Genomic DNA, 15348 nt, shown 5'->3' with positions numbered 1-15348 from the left:
CAGTGTCGGACTGTCCCGAATCCTGAGCTGTCCGCACACCTCTATTACATCTATTGCTTCAGTGTCGACTGAAATTAACGCTTAGGGCGCCGAGGCCAAACCGGCAAGGAGAGCGGTCAGTCGGTCTTCCGCACCGAGGTTGTCCCGACCTCGGCCGGGTTTCCGTCCCTGTCGGTCGGCTGGAGCTGCGGCAGCGGAACGCCGTGCTCGTCGACGAGGACGGAGTGGGTCTCGCCGGGGGCGAAGGCGTGCCGTTCGCCCCACTGCCGCAGCGCGACGACGACGGTGAACAGGTCGCGCCCGGCCGGGGTGAGCGTGTAGAGCTGCCGCCTGCCCGAGGGCGCGGTCTGCCGATCGAGGATGCCGCGGTCGACCAGCCGGCGGAGCCGGTCGGTGAGGATGTTGCGGGCGATCCCGGTGCGCTGCTGGAAGTCGGTGAAAGCGCGCGCGCCGTCCATGGCGTCGCGGACGATGAGCAGGCTCCAGCGGTCCCCGATCAGGTCGAGGGTCCGCGCCACCGGGCAGGACTGGTCGGTCCAGGTCACGTCCTCGGCGCGGACTGCGGGCTGGGTCATCGCACCCCCTGAGAGTTGCTGATTGAAACCATTCTGCCGTACCGTCAGATCAGTTGCAATTTGCTACTAATCGAAGGGGGCGGATGGGGTTGCCCGTCAGCCGGAGGATGTTGTTCGCCGCGATCTGCGCGGTCGCCGTCGCGAGCATTTATGCCGCGCAACCGGTTCTCGCCCAGATCAGGAGCGATCTGGGCATGCCGGACGCACACCTGGGATGGGTCGTCGCCGCCGGGCAGCTCGGCTATCTGGCCGGGCTGGCCGTACTGGTTCCCCTGGGCGACATGGTGGATCGGCGCAAGCTGGTGGCGGGGCACCTCCTGCTGACCGCGGTAGGTGCGGGGCTGGCCGCGACGGCGGCTCAGGCGTGGGCGCTGTTCGCCGGGCTGGTGGTCGCGGGCCTGTTCGCGGTCGTCGTCCAGACGACGGTCGCCTACGCCGCGGCCCTGTCCGAGCCAGAGGAGCGCGGCCGCAACCTCGGTGCGGTGACCTCCGGCGTCGTAGTCGGCATCCTCGGAGCGCGCGTCGCGGCTGGCGGCCTGGCTGCGATGTGGGGCTGGCGCAGCGTGTACATCGTGCTTGCGGTGCTCCTTGTAGTGCTGGCATTCCTTGTCTTAAAGACACTGCCGCCCGACACGCGCGCGGAGCACGCCACATACCGGCAGGTGCTGACGTCGCTGGGCGGATTGTTCCGCGAGCGCCTGTTCGTCACGCGCGGGCTGATCGCGTTCTTCCTGTTCGCTTCCTTTGGCACGCTGTGGAGCGGCCTGGCGCTGCCGCTCGCGGCCGAGCCGTGGCACCTGAGTACGGCGGAGATCGGCCTGTTCGGTGTCGCCGGCCTGGCGGGCGCACTCGGCGCGGCTCGGGCGGGACGCTGGGCCGATGCGGGGTTCACCAGCGCCGTAACGGGCGGAGCGCTCGCGCTGCTCGCTGTCTCATGGCTGGCGATCGGGCAGGCGCCCTGGTCGCTGTGGCTCGTGATCATCGGCGTGATCGTGCTCGATTTCGCCGTGCAAGCCGTGCACGTGAGCAACCAGCACCTGCTGACCATGCCCCATCCGCAACGCACGAGCAGTGTCATCGGCGGCTACATGATCTTCTACTCGCTCGGCTCCGCGCTCGGCGCGACCGCGACGACCACGGCGTTCGCCGGCGCCGGGTGGACCGGGTCGAGCATCCTCGGCGCGGTTTTCGCCGTCTGCGCGCTCGTGGTCTGGGCGTGCGGCCGGCTCGGGGATCAGTCGTATCCGCGGACGAGATGGCTCTCGTCGAAGTCGTCGATCTCCGGGGCGCCGAAGGTCCGGCGCGGGCCGGGGGAGACGGGCTCCAGCTGCTGCCACTGGTCCTCTTCGGGCTGACGGGGGAGCGGGGCGACGGGGCGTGAGTCGGAGCGATCCACAGCGGCTCCTCTCGGGGCGGGGAGTATTCGCCGATATTGCGGCGTCGGTCGGCAGATCGCATTTTCTGGTGCCCCGCGAGGAGGACGAGCCCGGTGGAGTTCAGTCAGATTTGATTACTACTGCATCTATTATTTCAGCGTTGATCAAAATAAATACCTCGAACCCAACCACCAAAGACCGCCAGGACAACGGGGTCAGGTCGCCGGGGTGAGGCGTTGGCCTCGGCGGGTGCCGAGGTACTCGCCCTGGTCGACGACGGTGTGGCCGGCCTGGGCGACCCACGGGATTCCGGTCGGCTGGTGGACGGGGTCGTGGTAGTCGCCGACGTCGGTCACGGTGGTCGCGTCGAAGGCGACGAGGTCGGCGACGTAGCCCGGGGCGACGAGGCCGCGCTGCGGGATGCGGAAGGACTGGGCGGGCAGCGAGGTCATTCTGCGCACGGCTTCCGGGAGGGAGAGCACGCCGCGGTCCCGGCAGTACCGGCCGAGCACGCGGGGGAACGTGCCGTAGAGCCTGGGATGCGGTTTGCCCCCGGTGCCGGGCGGGAGCCCGTCGGAGCCGATCATGGTGTGCTGGTCGGCGAGCGCGTCGGCGAGGTCGTCCTCGTGCATCGAGAACGAGATCATGGCCGCGCGCAGCTGTTCGCCGACCAGCACGCCGATCAGCGCGTCGATGGGCGGGATGTCCTGTTCGGCGGCGAGTTCGGCGATCGTGCGGCCTTCGAAGCGGTGGCTGGCGGTGGTGGCGACCAGGATCCTGGTCCAGTCGCGGTCCCGGTTGGCGTCGGCGAGTTCGGCTCTGCCTTCCGCGGTGGTGAGGCGGTCGAGGATGACGTCGGCCTCGTCGGCGAGGAAGCGGTCGGGCAGGGTCGCGGTGAGCATCGTGGACGACGCCGTGTACGGGTAGACGTCCTGGGCGACGGTGTGGCCCGCTTCCCGGGCCTGCTCGATCCTGGTGAGCGCCGGGCGGACCTTGCCCCAGTTCTCGGGGCCCGCGGCTTTGAGGTGCGAGAGGTGCGTGCGTCCGGCGGTGGCGCCGATGTGCAGGGCTTCGTCGATGGCGTCGAGCAGGTGGGCGCCTTCGTCGCGCATGTGGGTCGCGTAGAGGCCGTCGCCGCCGAGGACCTGGGCGAGGCGGGTGAGTTCGCCGGTGGTGGAGAAGACGGCGGGTGGGTAGATCAGCCCGCTGGAGAGGCCGAAGGCGCCCGCGGTCATGCCTTCTTCGAGCGCGGTGCGCATGGCGTTCATGGCCTGGTCGTCGGGTGCGGCGTCGGTCATGCCCATCGCGGCGATGCGGAGGGTGCCGTGGCCGACGAGCGGGCACTGGTTGGTGACGTGGCCTGCGCTGTCGGTGCGGGCGAACAGGTCGTGGAAGCCGGACCAGCCGATGTCGAGCGGGGGGAAGATCCGCTGGAGGAAGGCGGCCAGCGTGCCGGTGTGGGCGGGGCTCGCGGGGGCGAGGCTGAAGCCGCAGTTGCCGACGACTTCGGTGGTGACGCCTTGGTGGATCTTGGTGGTGTCGTGGTCGGTGAGCAGCGGTGCGTTGTCGGCGTGGGAGTGGACGTCGATGAACCCGGGTGCGAGGACGAGTCCGGTGAGGTCGCGTTCGGGGGTGGTGCGGGGTAGGGCGCCGGGGGCTTCGACGGCGGTAATGCGTCCTCTCTCGACGAGGACGTCGGCGGGCCGCAGGGGGGCGCCGGTTCCGTCGGCGAGCAGGGCTCCGGTGAGCAGTACGGTGTCGGTCAGGGATGCATTCACGCTCGGGCCTCCTTCCGCGCCGCTGTCGCGGTGTTTCATCTTGCCCGTGCCGGGTGTGCGGGGCGCGCCGGTGGGGCCGGGCTGGGTGAGTGGAGATTTCGGTGCACGGTGAGTACAAGGTTCCGGGCGGCAAGCTGGTGGTGGCCGATGTGGAGGCCGCGGCGGGGCGGTTGGCGCGGGTCCGGGTGAGCGGGGATTTCTTCCTGGAGCCCGATGAGGCGTTGGAGGACATCAACCGGGCGCTGGAGGGGGCGCCGGTGGATGCGGAGGTCGAGACGCTGGCCCGGTTGATCCACAGTGGATTGCACGCGAGGGTGCGGATGGTGGGGTTCGGTGCCGAGGCGGTGGCGATCGCGGTGCGGAGGGCGTTGACGCGGGCGAGCGACTGGGTTGATCACGAGTGGCGGTTGGTGCGGGACGGGCCGCAGGTTCCGCTGATGCACATGGCGCTGGACCAGGTGCTGGCGGAGGAGGTGGCGGCGGGGCGGCGTCCTCCGACGTTGCGGTTCTGGGAGTGGGCGGCGCCGTCGGTGATCATCGGGAGTTTCCAGTCGGTGCGCAACGAGGTGGATGCCGAGGGGGCGCGGCGGCACGGTGTGGAGGTGGTGCGGCGGATCACCGGTGGTGGGGCGATGTTCGTGGAGCCGGGGAACACGGTGACGTATTCGCTGTACGCGCCGGAGTCGTTGGTGGCGGGGATGTCGGTGGCGGATTCGTACGCGTTCCTGGACGACTGGGTGCTGGGTGTGTTGCGGGAGCTGGGGTTGAACGTGTGGTACCAGCCGTTGAACGACATCACGTCGGATGGCGGGAAGATCGGTGGTGCGGCGCAGAAGCGGGTGGGGCCCGGGGTGGTGCTGCACCACGTGACGATGTCCTACGACATCGATGCCGACAAGCTGGGTGAGGTGCTGCGGGTCGGCGGGGAGAAGTTGTCGGACAAGGGTGTGGCGAGTGCGAAGAAGCGGGTGGATCCGTTGCGGCGGCAGACGGGGTTGTCGCGGCAGGAGGTGATCTCGCGGTTGGTCGACGGGTTCCGGGCGCGGTACGGGTTGGTCGATGGTGCCGTGTCGGAGGGGGAGCGGTCGCGGGCGCGGGATTTGGTGGCGTCGAAGTTCGGGACGCGGGAGTGGTTGGAACGGGTGCCGTGAGGGCACGGGTTGTCCTCGCGGGAGGTGGTGGGATCCCGCGGGGAGTTCTGCGGCTGCTGGTCCTCAGGTGAGGAGTTCGGGGACTCCGGGTGTGGTGCGGCGGCGGCGCAGCCAGACCTTGCGGGTGCCGTCGCTGTAGAGCAGGACGCGGGAGAGTTCCCAGCCGGAGAACTCGGCGTGGATGCTGAGCTGGGTCGCTGCGTTGCGCCGGGTGATGCCGGGTGGCAGGCGCAGCGGCCGGTACTCCCAGTCCTGGTCGTTGGTTCCTTCCGCGTTGTTGATCACGCTGTCACCACCTGTGTTCCTTCGCCGGTTGCCGAGGTCACGTAGACCTGGCCGCTGTGGGGGTCGACGGCGATCGAGTTGGGTTGGCGGACCGTGGGCAGCCGGTGGCGTTCCTGGGGTTCGCCGCCTGCGATGTCGTAGGCGACGAGTTCGTTGGTCGCGGTGAGGGTGACCCAGGCGAGGTCGCGCTGGGGGTCGTAGGCGATGGCGTAGGGGGCGCCGGGGACGGGGTAGCGCTGTTTCATGATCAGCGGGTCGACGGAGAAGGCGAGGAGTTCCTGGCCTCGGGTGTCGATGGTGAGGATGCGCTGGTAGCGGTCGGTGACGGCGTTGGTGGCGCCGTCGCCTGCGCGGAGTCCGGCTCCTTTGTCGCCGTTGGTGGTGTTGATGGGGGTGAGGGCGGTGGTGAGGCGGTCGAGGAGGTGGAGGTCGCCGCCGGGGGTGAGGAGCTGGGCGGGGTCTTCGAAGCCTGGTGTGGTCGTGGTGGTGCGGGTGCCGTCGAGGATGGCGACGGATTTGGTGGTGCGCAGGGTGACGGCGGTGCGGCCGTCGGGCAGGGGTGCGGCGTCGGTGGGTCCGCCGGGGACGGTGGTGGGGGTGGTGTCGCCGGTGCGGAGGTCGATGCGGGTGATCTGGTCGCTGTCGGGGAGTGCGACCAGTGCGGTGCCGCGGTCGGTGTGGAGTGCTGTGGGGGTGCTGGGGAGGGTGATGGTGCGGGGTTGGGCGGGGTTCTGGGGGTTGGTGAGGGTGAGGGTGTTGCCGCCGGCGGTGATGAGGGTGTGGGTGTCAGGGTCGTAGGCGGTGTGGTCGGCGGCGGGGGTGGGCAGGAGGGTGCCTGCCGGCGCGCGGGTGGTGGCTGGTGCGGTGGCGGGGGTGGCGGCGACGAGTTGGTCGGTGACCTGGAGGGGGTCGCTGGTGCCTCCGGTGCTGCAGCCGGTGAGGGCGAGGGATGCGGTGAAGCAGGCGGCTACCAGACGGCGCAACGAGTCCTCCTTGGTGCGGTGCGGTGCCTGTTCAGCATCTCTCGGTGAAACGTCCAGCTTGACATCGGGGGGTGGGGGTGCGGTAGGGGTCAGTGCTGGTTCTGGGGTGCGCTGACGTCGTCGAGGGCGGCGTTGATGGCCGGTGGCAGGGTGATGTCTTCGGCGGTGAGGGCGGCTTTGAGCTGGTGGGTGGTGCGGGCGCCGAGGACGGGGGCGGTGATGCCGGGGCGGTCGCGGACCCAGGCGAGGGCGACGGCCAGGGGTGAGGTGCCGAGTCCTTCGGCGGCGGTGGTGACGGCTTCGACGATGCGGGCGGCGCGTTCGGTGCGGTGGTGGTCGAGGTAGCCGGCGAGTTGGGGGTCGGCGCCGCGGGAGTTGGCGGGGGTTCCGTGGCGGTATTTGCCGGTGAGGACGCCGCGTCCGAGGGGTGCCCAGGCGAGGGTGCCGATGCCGTGGTGGTGGGCGGCGGGGAGGGCTTCGTGTTCGGGTCGGCGTTCGAGCAGGGAGTACTCGGTCTGGTGGGCGGTGATGGGGGTGCGTGCGGGGTGGGCGTGCTGGTGGGTGGCGGCGGTGGCGAGTTGCCAGCCGGTGTAGTTGGAGATGCCGGTGTAGCGGACTTTGCCGGTGGTGACGGCGTGGTCGAGGGTGGCGAGGGTTTCGTCGAGGGGGACGTCGGTGTCCCAGGCGTGGAGTTGCCAGAGGTCGATGTGGTCGGTGCGCAGGCGGCGCAGTGAGCCGTGGAGGGCGGTGAGCAGGGCGGCTCGGGAGGCGCCGCCGCCGAAGGGGCCGTCGGTGCGGCGGGCGACGGCTTTGGTGGCCAGGACGACGTGGTCGCGGTCGAGGGTGGTGGTGAGCAGGTCGCCGAGGATCTGTTCGCTGTGGCCGTCCTGGTAGACGTCGGCGGTGTCGATGAGGGTGCCGCCTGCGTCGTGGAAGGTGACGAGTTGGTCGGCGGCTTCGTCGGCGTCGGTGTGGAGTCCCCAGGTCATGGTGCCGAGGGCGAGCCGGGAGACGCGCAGGCCGCTGCGGCCGAGCTGTCGGTGTTCCACGGGGGTCGAGGATATTCGGTGGGGGCGTGCGGTGGGGGTATGCCGCGGTTGGTCGGCGGGTCACTTGGTGGGGGTGGGGTGCTGCGGAGCGTAACGGTGGGGTGGTCCCCGGGCGGGTGAGGGCGATGCTGCAAGATTTCGGGCCAGGAGGGGCGAGGTGCCTGGCGCGTGGACGGGCGCCGCACACCAATTCTCTCGATCGTGCTGGAGTGGGTTTAGTTGTCGTGGTTGCAGGCCATGGTGCTCGCCGTGGTCCAGGGGCTCACGGAGTTCCTTCCGATTTCGTCGTCCGGGCATCTGTCGATCGTGTCGAAGTTGTTCTTCGGGTCGGATGCGGGTGCTTCGTTCACGGCGGTGACGCAGATCGGTACCGAGTTGGCGGTGGTGATCTACTTCCTCGGTGACATCGTGCGGTTGGCGGTGACGTGGTTCCGGGGTCTGGTGGACGCGGAGGTGCGCCGGACCAAGGATTACCGGTTGGCGTGGTACGTGATCGTGGGCAGTTTGCCGATCGGGGTGCTGGGTTTTCTGTTCCAGGACTACATCCGGGGTGCGTTGCGGAGTTTGTGGATCACGGGGGCGACGTTGATCGTGTTCGGGATCCTGATGGGGTTGGCCGAGCGGTTCGGGACGCAGCGGCGGGCGCAGGACCGGTTGACGATGCGCGATGGTGTGCTGATGGGTTCGGCGCAGGCGTTGGCGTTGATCCCGGGTGTGTCGCGGTCGGGTGGGACGATCACGGCGGGTCTGGCGTTGGGGCTGGATCGGCCGACGGCGGTGCGGTTTTCGTTCCTGCTGGCGATTCCGGCGGTGTTCGCGGCGGGGTTGTCGGAGGTGTCGCACGTGTTCGAGCCGTCGCCGTACGGGTTGCAGCCGTCCGGGGCGCAGATGATCGTGGCGACGGTGGTGGCCGGGGTGATCGGTTACGCGGTGATCGCGTGGTTGCTGCGGTTCGTGGAGAAGCACAGCGTGTACTTGTTCGTGTGGTATCGGATCGCGTTGGGTCTGGTGTTGTTCGGGCTGCTGGGTTTCGGGGCCATTCAGGCCTGATCCGGTTGGTGCGGGAGGCGCGGCTCGGTGCTTGGGTGCACCGGGCCGCGTTTTCGTTCGGGGCTGGCCTACCCTCGGCGGGGTGGCGACTCTCATCCTGCTGCGGCATGCACGGTCGGCGGCGAATGGTTCCGGGACGTTGGCGGGGCGCGCGGAGGGTGTCGGTTTGGACGACACCGGGGTGGCGCAGGCGGCTGGTCTGGGGGGCCGGTTGGACGGGGTTCCGGTGAGTTCGGTGGTGGTGTCGCCGTTGCGGCGGTGCCGGGAGACGGTCGCGTCGTGGGTGTCGGGGCTGGGGTTGGAGCCGGTGGTCGACGAGCGGCTGGCCGAGGTGGATTACGGGGAGTGGACCGGGCGCAAGATCGGTGAGCTGACCGAGGAGCCGTTGTGGCGGGTGGTGCAGCAGCATCCGTCGGCGGCGGTGTTCCCGGGTGGTGAGGGGTTGGCTCAGGTGCAGGCGCGGGCGGTGGCCGCGGTGCGGGAGCACGACCGGCGGGTGTCGGAGGAGTTCGGGCCGCACGCGGTGTGGGTGGCGTGCAGTCATGGGGACGTGATCAAGTCGGTGCTGGCGGATGCGTTGGGGCTGCATCTGGACGGGTTCCAGCGGATCGTGGTGGATCCGTGTTCGGTGAGCGTGGTCCGCTACACCGAGACGCGGCCGTTCGTGGTGAAGGTCAACGACACCGGTGGTGATGTGTCGGGGTTGCTGCCGCCGAAGGAGGAGCAGCAGCCTTCGTCGGATGCGGTGGTCGGGGGTTCGGCGGGTGCCGTTCGGGGTGGATGATCTCGCGGGTTTCCTGGCGGGCCGGTGGCGGCTGGAGCGGGAGATCGTGGATGCGGCGGGGGCGCCGGTGGGGTCGTTCTCCGGGGTGGGGGTGTTCTCGCCGTGCGAGGGGGGTTTGGAGTACCGGGAGGACGGGGTGCTGGAGCTGGGCTCGCACCGGGGTCCGGCGTTCCGGTGCCTGCGGTATCTGGTTTCGGGGGCGTGTGCGCAGGTGTGGTTCTCCGATGGGTCGTGGTTCCACGATCTGGATCTGCGGTCGGGGCGGTGGCGGGTGGTGCATCCGTGCCGGGCTGATGAGTACCGGGGTGAGTTCGTGGTGCTGGACGCGGATCGGTGGCGGCAGGAGTGGCGGGTGTCGGGGCCGGTCAAGGACTACGCGATGGTGACGGTGTTGCGGCGGGGCTAGCTGCGCAGGTCGACGACGTGGCAGCGGGCGGTGTCGGGCACGGTGAGGTGGGTGCCGCCGTCGAGGTCGATGCGGATCCGGTTGCGGCGGACTGGGGTGATCTCGTCGACGATGCCGACGGGTCCGATCGGGCCGTGCAGGCGGATCGCGGTGCCCGGGGTGAGGCGGTCGGCGGTGGTGCGGTGGAGGTTGACGGCGGTGGAGGCGGGCCGGATCCAGCGGGTCTGGGCGTGCCAGGTGGCGTAGCCGGTGGCGGTGAGGATCAGCGGTAGCCAGCTGGTGAGGTCGATCAGGGCGAGGCCGAGGGTCAGGCCGGTCAGGGCGGCCCAGAGGCCGGAGCTGATGGTGCGGTGGCCGAGTTGGAGCCAGCCGGTGGTGCGGATGGTGCCGTCGGGGCGGAGTCCGCGCGGGGTGGGGCGGGGGCTGGGCAGTGGCTGGTGGAGGTCGTCGCGGGTGGTGGGGGCGGGGGCTTTCCACAGTTCGTCGACGGGGATGCGTTCGGTCGGGTCCTCGCGGGCGGGTTCGGGCCGGGTGCGGCCGGCGAGGGGGACGTCGAAGCGGGTGGTGGACGTTTCGGGGTTGAGCAGGGTGCGCAGCATGCTGGTTTCCAGTTCGCGGCGGGCGCCGCAGGTGGGGCAGGCCAGGCCGATGCCGGTGGGGGCGTCGGGGTCGGTGACGGTGGTCAGGGGGCCGTGGCCGTGCGGGCAGCGGGGCGCGTAGGGGCCTTGTTCGAGCAGGCTCAGGGCGTTGTTCACCATCGGGTCGTCCACCTCAGGTCGCCGTCGTCGTCGCGTTGGCAGCTGGCGGCGGCTCCGTCGGCGGTGCGGCCGGTGTCGCCTTCGCGGGGGCAGCGCTTGCCGGGTTCGACGACCGGCACGTGTTCTTCGGTGGTGGTCGTCGTGGTGGTGGTTGTGGTTTCCACCGGTGGCGGGGCCGGGGTTCGGGTGGTCGGGGTTGTCGTGTGGGTGGTGGTGCGGGTCGGCCGGGTCGTGGTGATCGGGCTGCTGGTGGTTGTGGTGGCCGTGGTTTCCGGTGGTGGCGGCGGGGGTGTGGTGCTGGGTGCCGCGGGCATCGGGGAGGTGGGTGCGGGAGGCGGCGGCTGGTGCGCGGCCGGGCGCGGTGCCGGGGGGACGGCGCTGAGGGCGGTGGCGGCCACGGCGGCGAGCAGTCCGGTGGCGGGGATCAGCCGGACCGGCAGCGGGCTCTTCCACCACCAGCGGCGGAACAGGCCGGGGGACTGGGAGGACAATCGCCTGCACTCCTTGCGTTCGCTGGTTTCCCCGACCTGGCCGACGAATCGTAGCGAACGTGTGATCGTTTCGTGTCCGTTCGCGGGGTGGGTTCGGGGGCTGGTGCCGAGATCGTGCGAGCGCAGCGGCGGTGCCGGGCGGTGACTGTGAACCGGGCCATAGTTCCGTGCGTGCCGGTGCTGATCAGCGCAGTGCGACCGGCCGGTCACGGGGTGCGGGTGTGGGCGGGGGCGGGTTGGGTAATTCGGTTGTCGAGGGTCCGCGGTGGCGGGCATGATCGTCGGCATCAGCCCCAGCGGACACCGGTGAGGAGGCGTCATGGTTGCCGTTGCACCACGGAGTCGTGCCCGATGTCGCCTCGGTGATCGCTGAGCAGTTCCGGTCTTTCCAGGACAGCCGCCCGAGGCCCCGCAGGGGATTTTCGGGCGGCTGTTGCTTTTGTTCGTCCACTCCGGTGGCCGGTGTCAGGAGGTCGATGTGTTCACCACGGTGGAGGGAAGCAGGGTTCCCATCCGCATGTGGGCCAATCCGCGCGAGGTCGAGCAGGCGGCGATGCAGCAGTTGCGCAACATCGCCGATCTGCCGTGGGTGCACGGGGTGGCGGTGATGCCGGACGTGCACCTGGGCAAGGGGGCGACCGTGGGCAGTGTGATCGCCATGCGCGACGCGGTGTCGCCGTCGGCGGTCGGCGTGGACATCGGGTGCGGGATGAGCGCGGTGCGCACGTCGTTGACCGCCACGGACCTGCCCGACGACCTGTCGCGGCTGCGGCGGCGGATCGAAGCGGCGGTGCCCGTCGGGTTCAGCATGCACGAGACGCCGGTCGATCCGCGGGGTGTCGACAGCGGATGGGACAGGTTCTGGGACGGGTTCTCCTCGCTGCACCCCGACGTGCAGAACCGGCGGGAGCGGGCGCTGGCACAGATGGGCAGCCTCGGCGGCGGCAACCACTTCATCGAGGTGTGCCTGGAGCAGGGCGGGCCGGACGCGGGGCGGGTGTGGCTGATGCTGCACTCGGGGTCGCGCAACATCGGCAAGGAGCTGGCCGAGCGGCACATCGAGATCGCCAAGAAGCTGCCGCACAACGCCGACCTGCCGGACCGGGAGCTGGCGGTGTTCGTCGCGGACACCCCGCAGATGCGGCACTACCGGCGGGACCTGTTCTGGGCCCAGGAGTACGCGCGCCGCAACCGGGCGGTGATGGTGTCGCTGGTGCAGAAGGCGCTGGCCGACACGGTGCCGGGCACGCGGTTCGACGAGCCGATCTCGTGCCACCACAACTACGTCAGCGAGGAGACCTACGACGGTGTCGACGTGCTGGTGACCCGCAAGGGCGCGATCCGCGCGGGCAGCGGGGAGCTGGGCATCATCCCGGGCAGCATGGGCACCGGGTCCTACATCGTGCGTGGGCTGGGCAACGCCGAGTCGTTCACCTCGGCCTCGCACGGGGCGGGGCGGCGGATGTCGCGGACCAAGGCGCGCAAGGCGTTCACCGAGCGGGACCTGGCCGCCCAGACCGAGGGCGTGGAGTGCCGCAAGGACGCCGGGGTCGTCGACGAGATCCCGGCCGCCTACAAGGACATCAACGCGGTGATCGAGGCCCAGTCCGATCTGGTGGAGGTGGTCGCCCACCTCAAGCAGGTGGTCTGCGTGAAGGGCTGACCGTGCGGCCAGCGCCACCACCGGATCCGGCAGGTGGTAGAGCATCCACAACGCCGCTGTACCGTCGGCGAACGCCAGCGCCCGCGCATCGCCAGCCGCGGCGCCCGCACCAGATGTCCCGCCCGGTCGACCACCACCGCCCGCACCCTGCTGCCGGCCAGCGTCCCGTCACCCCCGCCGATGTCGAGCACCCGCCGCAGCCCGGCCGCGGCGAACCGCCGCGCCACGATCCCGTGGACATCGCCGGTCACCCGAACCGGGCCGTCGCCCGCTGGTTCGCGGCGAACCGGCCCGGGCTGCGGCGCGTGTTCGGCGATGTCGAAGTGCTGCGGTGGGACGGGCCGCTGGTGCGGTTGCCCGACCGGGACGCGGTCGCGTTGTTCCTGCGTGGCCGCGGCCTGCCCGAGCAGGCGGCCCGCGCTGCGGCGGCGCGGTTCGCCACGCCGCTGGCGGTCACCAAGCGCGGGATGCTCGCCTGGGCGCGCCGGTGAGGGTCAGGCCGACAGCGGTGGCTGGTCCGGTTGGGGCTCGGTGGTGTCGACCTGGGCGCGCAGGTCGTCCAGGGACAGGCCGACGGCCTCGGCGATGGCGGCGACGGTGAAGAACGCCGGGGTGGGGATCCGGCCCTTCTCGATCTTGCGCAGGGTCTCCACCGACAGGCCCGAGCGGCCGGCGACCTCGACCATGCTGCGCGGGCCGCGGGCCTCGCGCAGGATCCGGCCGAGCTGTTCGCCTCGTTCCCGCTCGTGCTGGCTCAACGGAACACGCACCATGCTCGTGATACTAATACCGGTATAAGTATTCGGAACGTCGGGAGCGACCGTGATCGAACTCAAGACCGCCGCCGAACTCGACGCCATACGCCAGGCCGGGCGCGTCGTGGCCGCCGCGCTGGCCGCCACGCGCGAGCACGCCGCGGTCGGCACCAGCCTTCGCGAGCTCGACGACCTCGCGCGGACGGTCATCGGCGAGGCGGGCGCGGAGCCGCTGTTCCTCGGCTACCGCCCGAACTGGGCGCCGACCCCGTTTCCCGGCGTGGTCTGCGCGTCGGTCAACGACGCCGTCGTGCACGGCATCCCCGGCCCCGGCCGCCTCGCCGACGGCGACCTCGTCAGCATCGACTGCGGCGCCCGCGTCGACGGCTGGTGCGCCGACGCCGCGATCACCTTCACCGTCGGCACCGCCCGCCCCGGCGACCTCGACCTGATCCGCACCACCCAGCAGGCCCTCGATGACGGCATCGCCGCCGCGCGCCCAGGCGGCAGGCTCGGTGACATCTCCCACGCCATCGGGCTGGTGGGCCGCAGCGCCGGCTACGGCATGCCCGCCTCCTTGGGCGGTCACGGCATCGGGCGCGAGATGCACGAAGCGCCGTTCGTGCCCAACGAAGGCCGTGCCGGACGCGGCACCCCGCTGCGGCCGGGCATGGTCCTGGCTCTCGAACCGATGCTGCTCGCCGGAGGCGACGCGGTCGCCGACGCCGACGACGGCTGGACCGTGCGCACCGCCGACGGCGGCCGGGCCGCGCACGTCGAACACACCGTGGCCATCACCGGCAACGGGCCGGTCGTGCTCACCCGGCCGTGATTGCTCCGTTTCGCGCAATCCCCGGCAACCGAGTGCCGACAGTCATTTGCGACATTCCGCCACGGTCACTATTCCGCCGCGGAAATCCACGTTGTTTTCGACACATGTCGGCGGCGGCCGATCATCAGGACAATCGGAACCAGAAGACGCACCGACGCGTTCTCGGCCGCACGTGAGGAACCATGAAAAAGCACTTCGCATTCGTCTGCATCCCCGCCACCGGGCACATCAATCCGACCCTGCCGCTCGTCGAGGAACTGCTGCGGCGCGGACACCGGGTCACCTACGCCAGCCGCGCCAAGGACCTGGGCGATCTCGCCGACAGCGGCGCCGAAATCCTCGACCTGCCTTTCGACGACATTCCGGTGCCGCCCGCCAGCGGCTCGATGTCGACCGAGGCGATCCGCACGATGTTCGAGTTCATGCTCGACAGCACCCGCCGCGCCCTGCCGATTCTGACCGAGCATTTCCGCCGCGAGACACCCGACGCCGTCTGCTATGACTTCATGTCGCTGATGGGCCGGATCGCGGCCGAACACCTCGACCTCCCGCAGGTCGCGCTGCACCCGAGCTTCGCCTCCAACGACGAGTTCTCGCTGCAGGCCCAGGCCGCGCCCGCCGATATCGACATGTCCGTGTTCGCCGGCTTCAACGAGCAATTCGCGGAGCTGGCCGCCGAATACGGATCCACCACCACACCCGAGGTGGTCAACGGTGTCGCGGCCGACCTGAACCTGTCGTTCGTGTCGCGCTCCTTCCAGCTCGCGGGCGAGACCTTCGACGACCGGTTCCGGTTCCTCGGCCCGCTGCTGGGCCGCCGCGCCGAGCAGACCTGGCAGCCCCGCGACCCCGGCAAGCCGCTGCTGTTCATCTCGCTGGGCACCGCGTTCAACCACCGCGCGGACTTCTACCGGATGTGCCTGCGGGCCTTCGCCGACAGCCCCTGGCACGTGGCGATGTCCATCGGCCGCCACGTCGACGTCGCCGACCTCGGCCCGATCCCGGCGAACTTCGACGTGCGCGAGTCCTTCCCGCAGCCTGCCGTGCTGCGCCGGGCCGACGCGTTCCTGTCGCACACCGGCATGAACTCCACGATGGAAGCGCTCTACTTCGGGGTGCCCGTGGTGGCCGTGCCGCAGATGCCCGAACAGGCCCTCAATGCGGGCCGCCTCGAGGAACTCGGGCTGGGCCGCAAGCTGGTCACCGAGGAGGTCACCGCCGAGCTGCTGCGCAGCGCCGTCGACGAGGTCGCCCACGACGAGGGCATCCGCGCCCGCCTGGCCGACATGAAGGCCGAACTGCGCCGCTGCGGCGGGGCACCCGCCGGCGCCGACGCCCTGGAGAACTACCTCGCCTGACCACACCCGTGGTGCGCGGGCCCGGATCACCCGCACACCACGGGAAAAGGGCCA

The 15348-nt window shown here is 70.5% G+C and carries 17 protein-coding genes; 9 read left to right on the top strand and 8 right to left on the bottom strand.

What is annotated here, in order from left to right; all coding sequences use genetic code 11:
• Positions 1-116 precede the first annotated feature (116 nt).
• Entirely contained in the window at positions 117-575 is a 459-nt protein-coding gene (locus ABD691_RS15445; protein WP_344680373.1) for a winged helix-turn-helix transcriptional regulator, read from the bottom strand.
• 83 nt (positions 576-658) lie between these two features.
• Here ABD691_RS15445 and ABD691_RS15440 point away from each other — a divergent pair, with 83 nt between their 5' ends.
• Positions 659-1930, top strand: a complete 1272-nt coding sequence (locus ABD691_RS15440) for an MFS transporter (protein ID WP_344680372.1) — start codon at positions 659-661, stop codon at positions 1928-1930.
• A gap of 236 nt (positions 1931-2166) precedes the next feature.
• On the opposite strand, the gene ABD691_RS15435 is transcribed toward ABD691_RS15440, so the two are convergent.
• On the bottom strand, positions 2167-3729 hold the full coding sequence (locus ABD691_RS15435; RefSeq protein WP_344680371.1) for an N-acyl-D-amino-acid deacylase family protein: 1563 nt from the start codon (positions 3727-3729) through the stop codon (positions 2167-2169).
• Positions 3730-3830: 101 nt separating this feature from the next.
• On the opposite strand from ABD691_RS15435, the gene lplAB reads away from it, so the two are divergent.
• Positions 3831-4880, top strand: coding sequence for a lipoate-protein ligase LplAB (gene lplAB, locus ABD691_RS15430; protein WP_344680370.1), 1050 nt, complete (start codon positions 3831-3833; stop codon positions 4878-4880).
• A 63-nt stretch (positions 4881-4943) separates the two neighbouring features.
• On the opposite strand, the gene ABD691_RS15425 is transcribed toward lplAB, so the two are convergent.
• From ABD691_RS15425 to ABD691_RS15415, 3 genes are all read right to left on the bottom strand, one after another.
• Positions 4944-5165: a DUF5703 family protein gene (locus ABD691_RS15425; protein WP_344680369.1), complete on the bottom strand. Its 222-nt coding sequence runs from the start codon at positions 5163-5165 to the stop codon at positions 4944-4946.
• Positions 5162-6148, bottom strand: a complete 987-nt coding sequence (locus ABD691_RS15420; RefSeq protein WP_344680368.1) for a YncE family protein — start codon at positions 6146-6148, stop codon at positions 5162-5164. Before ABD691_RS15420 ends, ABD691_RS15425 begins: the two co-directional genes overlap by 4 nt.
• An 89-nt stretch (positions 6149-6237) precedes the next feature.
• Positions 6238-7197: an aldo/keto reductase gene (locus ABD691_RS15415; protein ID WP_344680367.1), complete on the bottom strand. Its 960-nt coding sequence runs from the start codon at positions 7195-7197 to the stop codon at positions 6238-6240.
• A gap of 219 nt (positions 7198-7416) precedes the next feature.
• On the opposite strand from ABD691_RS15415, the gene ABD691_RS15410 reads away from it, so the two are divergent.
• The 3 genes from ABD691_RS15410 (at position 7417) to ABD691_RS15400 (ending at position 9437) form a co-directional block, all read left to right on the top strand.
• Positions 7417-8247, top strand: a complete 831-nt coding sequence (locus tag ABD691_RS15410) for an undecaprenyl-diphosphate phosphatase (RefSeq protein WP_344680366.1) — start codon at positions 7417-7419, stop codon at positions 8245-8247.
• An 82-nt stretch (positions 8248-8329) separates the two neighbouring features.
• Entirely contained in the window at positions 8330-9031 is a 702-nt protein-coding gene (locus ABD691_RS15405) for an MSMEG_4193 family putative phosphomutase (RefSeq protein WP_344680365.1), read from the top strand.
• The gene (locus ABD691_RS15400; RefSeq protein WP_344680364.1) at positions 9024-9437 is read left to right on the top strand and encodes a DUF6314 family protein; all 414 of its coding nucleotides are present in this window, start codon (positions 9024-9026) and stop codon (positions 9435-9437) included. The genes ABD691_RS15405 and ABD691_RS15400 overlap by 8 nt, the downstream gene beginning before the upstream one ends.
• On the opposite strand, the gene ABD691_RS15395 is transcribed toward ABD691_RS15400, so the two are convergent.
• Positions 9434-10195 (bottom strand): hypothetical protein, encoded by a 762-nt coding sequence (locus ABD691_RS15395; RefSeq protein ID WP_344680363.1) that lies wholly within the window; start codon positions 10193-10195, stop codon positions 9434-9436. The genes ABD691_RS15400 and ABD691_RS15395 overlap by 4 nt on opposite strands.
• Positions 10189-10686: a hypothetical protein gene (locus tag ABD691_RS15390; protein WP_344680362.1), complete on the bottom strand. Its 498-nt coding sequence runs from the start codon at positions 10684-10686 to the stop codon at positions 10189-10191. The genes ABD691_RS15395 and ABD691_RS15390 overlap by 7 nt, the downstream gene beginning before the upstream one ends.
• A 478-nt stretch (positions 10687-11164) precedes the next feature.
• Between ABD691_RS15390 and ABD691_RS15385 the strand changes: the two genes are divergently transcribed.
• Both ABD691_RS15385 and ABD691_RS15380 read left to right on the top strand, forming a co-directional pair.
• Positions 11165-12349: an RtcB family protein gene (locus ABD691_RS15385; protein ID WP_344680361.1), complete on the top strand. Its 1185-nt coding sequence runs from the start codon at positions 11165-11167 to the stop codon at positions 12347-12349.
• A 113-nt stretch (positions 12350-12462) separates the two neighbouring features.
• On the top strand, positions 12463-12840 hold the full coding sequence (locus ABD691_RS15380; protein WP_344680360.1) for a hypothetical protein: 378 nt from the start codon (positions 12463-12465) through the stop codon (positions 12838-12840).
• A 3-nt stretch (positions 12841-12843) separates the two neighbouring features.
• Here ABD691_RS15380 and ABD691_RS15375 read toward each other — a convergent pair whose 3' ends face one another.
• Positions 12844-13122, bottom strand: a complete 279-nt coding sequence (locus tag ABD691_RS15375; protein ID WP_344680359.1) for a helix-turn-helix domain-containing protein — start codon at positions 13120-13122, stop codon at positions 12844-12846.
• 49 nt (positions 13123-13171) lie between these two features.
• Between ABD691_RS15375 and map the strand changes: the two genes are divergently transcribed.
• A complete protein-coding gene (map, locus tag ABD691_RS15370) occupies positions 13172-13936 on the top strand; it encodes a type I methionyl aminopeptidase (protein WP_344680358.1) in 765 nt (254 codons plus the stop codon).
• A 182-nt stretch (positions 13937-14118) separates the two neighbouring features.
• Positions 14119-15294 (top strand): macrolide family glycosyltransferase, encoded by a 1176-nt coding sequence (locus tag ABD691_RS15365; RefSeq protein WP_344680357.1) that lies wholly within the window; start codon positions 14119-14121, stop codon positions 15292-15294.
• Positions 15295-15348 lie beyond the last annotated feature (54 nt).

The sequence above is a fragment of the Saccharopolyspora taberi genome (assembly GCF_039534165.1).
Lineage (GTDB): Bacteria > Actinomycetota > Actinomycetes > Mycobacteriales > Pseudonocardiaceae > Saccharopolyspora_D > Saccharopolyspora_D taberi.
This window is presented reverse-complemented; position numbering and strand designations above follow the sequence as displayed.